The organism is Pseudomonas sp. ICMP22404, from assembly GCF_006227205.1.
In the GTDB taxonomy this organism is placed as follows: Bacteria; Pseudomonadota; Gammaproteobacteria; order Pseudomonadales; family Pseudomonadaceae; genus Aquipseudomonas.
On sequence record NZ_VCNG01000003.1, the window covers coordinates 86,279 to 92,587 of the forward strand.

Genomic DNA, 6,309 nt, shown 5'->3' on the forward strand with positions numbered 1-6,309 from the left:
GTTGCCCGACCTTTCATCGGTGTTCCAGATGGTAGCGCGCTTGCACCAGGCGCGCGATCCGAGCCAAGGCATCCTGGGACGCCACCGAGGCGTCGGTTTCCAGCAGATGGGTTTCGTTGGCCAGCACGTCATCGCGGATCACCTCGCGAAACCAGTTGGAAAAGTCTCCGGCCTGGCGGTGTTGGCAGAAGGCGCCATCGTCCAGGCGCGCCAGCGAAGATAAAAACTCGGCCAGGTTCGAAGCGCGTTGGTCGAGGCTTGGAAAGTAGAACGCATGCCAGTCCCCCACATCCCCCGCCGCATATTTGCCACTGTGGCGATGATGTTTCTGCTGGGGCTGCTGCGGGGTCATCTGCACCACTTCGTTACCTTTGCGCAGCTCCCAGAGACAGCAATATTCAGGCGCTGAGGTGCGCGGTGCAAAATCCGGGCTGCTGCGCTGCGTGTGCTGGGCAAAACGTTGGACCAGCTCCCGGGCGGTGCTGCCCAGCGTCACCAGTACGTCAACCACCTCCAGCACGGACGGACAGACCTGCTCGAAATCCAGCGCCACGATGACTGCCCCCATATTGGCCAGGAACCCCGCAGGCCAGGCAGCACAGTGGGGCAACATGTAGTGAGCCTCGTCCACCACCAGCCAGTAGGGTCGACCCGAGGTGCTGCGTAGCTGCTGGATAAAAGGCAGCAATTCGCCGAACAGTTGCACCCGGGCCGGCGGGTCCAGGGCCAAGGTGCTTACCACGACGTTGAGCCGTGCCAGCAACAGGTGATGCAATGACTCTTCGGTGGTCGGCGGAACGGTCAGTCCTCCCACCGTTACCGCACCGTCCAGGGACAGGTAATCGCCTTCGGGATCAATGATGCAGAATCCCTGACGCGCCTCGACCATGCGCTCGGTCAGCCAGGTCACATAGCTCGACTTGCCGGAGCCGGAATTGCCGATGACCAGCATCACCGACTCCGGCGCCAGCCAGACCTTGCGCGCATCGGCGGTCTGCCCCAGTTCCATGCCGATACGCTCGACCGGAACCAGCGCCGCGTCCTTTTCCAGGAGCATGTCGATCAATTCGCAGACTCCTTGCCCGTGATCATTGCGCAGGCAAATATCTGCCTGGGCCTTGATCGATTCAATGGCGTTGTTCACCGCCGCCGCACAGCCGCAGATCGCCAGAAACGCGTGGTCATTTTCGGCATCGCCCACACCGACCACGTTCAATTCACAGATCCCCAGTCTCAGCAACGCCGCGCTCAGGCCCGAGGCCTTGTTCACTCCCGACGGCAAGACCATGACCGCATCTTTGTTGAAGGTCATCTGCAACTCGAGGCCCAGTTCGCGTATCGAGGTGATCACCGCGCCCTCGAACGGATGCCAGGTGGCGATGACCGACCTGCCAACGGATAAAGGCGAAACGCCTTTTTCCCGCAGGCGCTGCACCAGTTCAGTCGAGGCAGAATCGGCGATGAGCTCCTCTGTGTCGGTGCGCGGGTCGTACAAGAGCGCTCCGTTTTCCGCGACCACCAGGTCGAACAGATCCAAACGGTCAAAATGATGCTTGAGCGCTTGCAGCTCCCTGCCGGTAATCAACAACAGCTTGCGACCGCTGTCCTTGAGGGTGGCCAGCGCTGTACAGACTTGCGCCGGAACATTGCCGCTCTCGGCAATCGTGCCGTCATAGTCCACCGCCAAGGCTAGGAAATGCATGATTGCTCCATGACGGGTTCGGTGGTGCAGGCCCCGTCAACCGATACTCGATGAGGTTGAGATCTTGCCGTTCATTCCGTGCAGCGGCTCGGTGGGCAAAGGCATCTTGTGCGAGTGCGCTTTGAACCAGCCCCCGCACGTTGCTCTTTTTCCGCGGACAGCGATTGATAAAAATCAACTACCCGTGCCATCGAAAACCCCGCGCGTCCATCGCTATCGGCGGTTTCAGTCAAGCCAGGGCAAGGGCTTGACGATCATCAAACTGCATGAAGTACGGTTCAGCACGCTCTCGGCAGTGCTGCCCATCATCCGGTCGGGCCCGTCGCGATAGGCCGTGCCCAGCACGACCACGTCGAACGCATTCTGCCGTGCGAACAGGCTGATCACTTTGTGAGGAATACCTGTCAATACATGCTGGTGCGCCCAGTCGATGCCGTAGCGTTCGGCGAGGGCGTCGAACGCTTCTGCCTGGACGTCATTGACCGCGTCGCTCAAAGTGTTCTCCAGGCTCAGGGTCGGCACACTCATTGGGGGATCGCCCATCACCGACCAGTTGCTGACATTCAACAGATGCAATTGTGCGTCGCAGGCTCGTGCCAATGTCGACGCGAATTCGAGCACGCGTTCGTTGAGCCCGTAGGTCAGTTCCTCCAGATGTGACAGGTCCACGGCGGCGAGTACTTTCAGCGGTTTTGGATGCCGGGCGTTGGTGACCAGGTGCAGGCAGGCCGTACAGTCGCGTAACAACAGCCAATCCAGGGGTTGATGGAAGGTCCGGTCAAGGGCCGAGACATGCTGAGCGTCCTTGACCACCAGGTCAGCGCGAAAATCGTTCACATACGCCAGCACATGCGCCGGGCTGGGTTTTGCCCACACCACTTCATAGTGGATCTCCAGCCCCGCGCGCCGATGAAAGCGAACTTGCTGCTCCAGCCAATGGCGATGGATCTGCAGATAGCCTTCCCTGGCCTGGGCCATCGCGTCATGGTCGAACAGCCCGGCCAATGCCAGCGGCTTCACATAGTCAAACGCCACGATATGCAACAACGCGCCAGTGGCACAGGCCAGCGCGTGGGCCCGGTCAAAGGCCGGAGTGCGAGTCATCTCCGAAGGTGCAATCAATAGAATACGTTTGAATGTCGACATTAGAGACCTCGGCCTACGGGCATGATTGCAGCACGATTTCCTGCCGAGCAGCGCGTGACTGAAAACCATCGTTCAAGTATCCGGTGTTGCCCGGCGTGCACTCTGATCTTTGTCAACTAATGTCAGGCCCTTGCCCAATGGCCAAGTCACTCGTGCCTTGTTGATATACCTCAATGACTTTCCGTGGTTTGGGTGTAGAAACCAGTCACTGGCCAATCTTCGCCCGTCATAACACCCAGCGGCTGCATTCGCCGTACGCACCTACTTGTGAGTCGAGGTCATGAAAAAGAACCACCAATGGAATCTGTCCTACTTTCTGGCCGCGTTTGTCGTGTTCGCAGCTGCACAGTTTCTGTGGGCAGAACATCGGGTGGTGCAAAACATCCCCTACAGTCAGTTCCTGCAACTGCTGAACGAGCAGAAAGTCAGCGACTTGCAGGTCGAGAAAGACCGGATCCGCGGCAAGCTGCAAGTGCCGATCGACGGTCACACGTTGTTCTCGACCGTGCGGGTCGACCCCGCGCTGGCCGAGAACCTGACGCAATCGGGGGCCAGCTTCACCGGGGTCAATGACAATGGCTTCTTGAGCGGCCTGCTGGGCTGGCTGTTGCCCTTTATCCTAATCATGGTGGTCTGGCATTTCCTGTTCCGCGGCGTCGCGGAAAAACAGGGCCTGGGCGGGCTGATGAACATCGGCAAATCCCGGGCCAAAGTGTTTGTTCAACGAGACACCGGCGTCACCTTCGCTGATGTCGCCGGCATCGATGAAGCCAAGGCCGAGTTGGTGGAGATCGTTTCGTTCCTCAAGGACAAGGCCAAGTACGCACGGCTGGGAGCGCATATTCCCAAAGGCACGCTGCTGGTCGGCCCGCCGGGCACCGGCAAGACCCTGGTGGCCAAAGCCATCGCAGGCGAAGCCGGGGTGCCGTTCTTCTCGATCTCGGGCTCGGAGTTCGTCGAAATGTTCGTCGGCGTCGGAGCTGCGCGGGTCCATGATCTGTTCGAACAAGCGCGCGAGGCCGCGCCTTGCATCATCTTTATCGATGAACTGGACGCCCTGGGCAAGATGCGCGGCGTCGGCGTATTGGGCGGCAATGACGAAAAAGAACAGACCCTCAACCAGCTTCTGGCGGAGCTGGACGGCTTCGACCCCCGCGAGGGCGTGGTGCTGCTGGCCGCCACCAACCGCCCGGAAATTCTCGACCCGGCACTGCTGCGCGCCGGTCGGATCGACCGTCAGGTCTTGATCGATCGTCCGGATCGCAAGGGGCGGCAGGCGATTCTCAGCGTGCACCTGCAAAAAATCGCCGTGGACCCGGCCCTCGACAGTGCGCGCATTGCCGAGATCACCACCGGTTTCACCGGCGCCGACCTGGCAAACCTGGTCAATGAAGCGGCGATAGTCGCGACCCGTCGCGGTGCCGACACGGTCAGCCTGGACGATTTCACGGCAGCCGTAGAGCGTCTGGTCGCCGGCCTCGAACGCAAGAGCAGCGTGCTGCGCCCCGAAGAACGCCAGGTGGTGGCGTACCACGAAATGGGCCACGCCCTGGCGGCGACTCACCTGCCAGCCATGGACCCGGTGCACAAAGTCTCCATCGTGCCGCGTACCATTGGTTCCCTGGGCTACACCCTGCAGCGTCCGACGGAAGACCACTTCCTGATCAGTTGCCAGATGCTCAAGGATCGTATCGTCGTGCTGATGGCAGGCCGCGCCGCCGAATGCCTGATCTATGGCCAGACCTCCACCGGGGCCGCCGACGACCTGGCCCGCGCGACTGATATCGCCCGGCAGTTGGTGACCCGCTTCGGCATGAGCGCCGAGCTGGGACAGTCGGTGCTGGAGCGACAAAGCCTGAGCTACCTGGGCGAGCAGATGCAGGCCACGGGGCAGAAAGATTATTCGGAACAGACCGCCAGGGAGGTCGACCTGTGTATACGCGCCCTGCTCGACGAATCCTACGCACGGGCCAAGACCTTGCTCCAGGCGCATCGCTCCGACCTGGAAACCGGCGCACGCCTGTTGATGGAAAAAGAAAGCCTGACCCCGGCGGACTTCCCCGCGCTGTTGCCACTCAAGCTGGTCGCGGTTGCCGCGAGTTGGGCGTCGTCCTGAGAACAACCCGCCGAGGCTCGCCATGCTGACCATTACGCTGATCAATATGCTGGTAGTGATCACCGCCGTGGTCATTCATTACGAATGCCTGTTGCGCATGAACGACTGGCTGCCACGGCTGAAGGTCTGGAGCCGCTTCAGGATGGTCATAGGCGTATTGGGCGCTCTGCTGGCGCACGCGATCGAAGTCTGGTGCTTCGCCCTGGCGTACTACCTGATGACCCGCGATGGCGAGTGGGGCAGCCTGTCCGGCCAGTTCAATGGCTCTTTCATGGACTGCGTGTACTTTTCCTTCACGACCTATACCACCATCGGTTTCGGTGACATCAGTCCCGTGGGCAACATCAAGTTCCTGACCGGCCTGCAAGCACTGACCGGTCTGGTGCTGATCACCTGGACGGCGTCCTTTCTGTTTCTCGAAATGCAGAAGTACTGGAAGAGAAAGTAGCGCCTTGCGCCAGCCACCTCAGGACTCGGAGGGCCGTGCTCCAGCGCCCCGCCCATCTGGAGATAATGACTTACGCGTTGATTTTTCAAGCAGTTGCCAGCAACAGTGCCAGCAGTGCGTGATTCAACCATATCTGAAGCCAGGTGGGCCGCACGCTCACGACCCGAGAAAGGCTTCAGTATGCTTGGCGATGGCATCCGGCTGTTCAGGAAACGCGGCATGGCCCATGTGATCGATTTCAATCAGCGTGACCCGATCCGGAAACTCAGCCTTGAATTCCCATGCATTCTCGGGAAGCGCCGCAACATCCTGTTTGCCCCGCAGCAAAAGGATCGGGACTCTGCCTCCGGCGGCCCACCAATCCTTTTGCTGTGGTCATGGCCGGCAATCTTCTGGACATTGGCCCTCGTCGGGGCCATGCACTACGGGAGCGACATTTTCAGTGCAGCATTGGTCAGTTGGTTAGCGGATGGAACACCGAAGGGCATGGCGTTGGTGATGGGCGGGGCTGGCATCGGCTGTCTGGCGGCAGCACTGTGGTCCAAGAGCGTTCGCACGGAAAGGTCCTAACCCCATCGTCGTGTTCGTCGCAGTGAACCTTATCCGCCCCGACGCGGCGGCCGCTCTAGGCTGCGGAACCGCGTTCATCTGATCGCGTTATGACATCGTACAACCTTTAAAAATTAGCTTCCCATCTTCGAAAGCGCTGCTATGTTACGCGCTCGGATTGAACGTCCGGGCGCCGCCAGTGGCTTGCCTCGCTCCCCTCTGCAGACAGGAGGGAGAGGCCCGTCGACCAGGCCCGTGCGCCGTTCGTTCTCAAGGACAATCGGTTCGCGAAAGTCGCCGCCTCCGCTGCGTGTCGACCGGGATCGCAACCATTCACAGGGAAGTGTC

Annotated in this window: 5 protein-coding genes; 3 read left to right on the plus strand and 2 right to left on the minus strand. The window is 60.4% G+C overall.

Annotated elements, in window-relative coordinates; genetic code table 11:
- Positions 1–13: 13 nt before the first annotated feature.
- Together FGE05_RS06490 and FGE05_RS06495 are read right to left on the minus strand one after the other, a co-directional pair.
- Positions 14–1,702: an HAD-IIB family hydrolase gene (locus tag FGE05_RS06490; protein WP_139642721.1), complete on the minus strand. Its 1,689-nt coding sequence runs from the start codon at positions 1,700–1,702 to the stop codon at positions 14–16.
- 225 nt (positions 1,703–1,927) lie between these two features.
- On the minus strand, positions 1,928–2,848 hold the full coding sequence (locus FGE05_RS06495; protein WP_139642724.1) for a universal stress protein: 921 nt from the start codon (positions 2,846–2,848) through the stop codon (positions 1,928–1,930).
- A gap of 280 nt (positions 2,849–3,128) precedes the next feature.
- Here FGE05_RS06495 and ftsH point away from each other — a divergent pair, with 280 nt between their 5' ends.
- The 3 genes from ftsH (at position 3,129) to FGE05_RS30075 (ending at position 5,982) form a co-directional block, all read left to right on the plus strand.
- Positions 3,129–4,964 (plus strand): ATP-dependent zinc metalloprotease FtsH, encoded by a 1,836-nt coding sequence (gene ftsH / locus FGE05_RS06500; RefSeq protein WP_139642727.1) that lies wholly within the window; start codon positions 3,129–3,131, stop codon positions 4,962–4,964.
- 22 nt (positions 4,965–4,986) lie between these two features.
- The gene (locus FGE05_RS06505) at positions 4,987–5,412 is read left to right on the plus strand and encodes a potassium channel family protein (RefSeq protein WP_139642731.1); all 426 of its coding nucleotides are present in this window, start codon (positions 4,987–4,989) and stop codon (positions 5,410–5,412) included.
- Between the two features lie 219 nt (positions 5,413–5,631).
- Complete coding sequence (locus FGE05_RS30075; RefSeq protein WP_257225604.1) at positions 5,632–5,982, plus strand: hypothetical protein; 351 nt, start codon at positions 5,632–5,634, stop codon at positions 5,980–5,982.
- The last annotated feature ends 327 nt before the right edge of the window (positions 5,983–6,309 follow it).

What these genes read in the sequence shown, in the direction of transcription:
- FGE05_RS06490 (WP_139642721.1), bottom strand. Translation starts at nt 1,702, where the DNA reads ATGCATTTCCTAGCCTTGGCGGTGGACTATGACGGCACGATTGCCGAG.
- FGE05_RS06495 (WP_139642724.1), bottom strand. Translation starts at nt 2,848, where the DNA reads ATGTCGACATTCAAACGTATTCTATTGATTGCACCTTCGGAGATGACT.
- ftsH (WP_139642727.1), top strand. Translation starts at nt 3,129, where the DNA reads ATGAAAAAGAACCACCAATGGAATCTGTCCTACTTTCTGGCCGCGTTT.
- FGE05_RS06505 (WP_139642731.1), top strand. Translation starts at nt 4,987, where the DNA reads ATGCTGACCATTACGCTGATCAATATGCTGGTAGTGATCACCGCCGTG.
- FGE05_RS30075 (WP_257225604.1), top strand. Translation starts at nt 5,632, where the DNA reads ATGGCCCATGTGATCGATTTCAATCAGCGTGACCCGATCCGGAAACTC.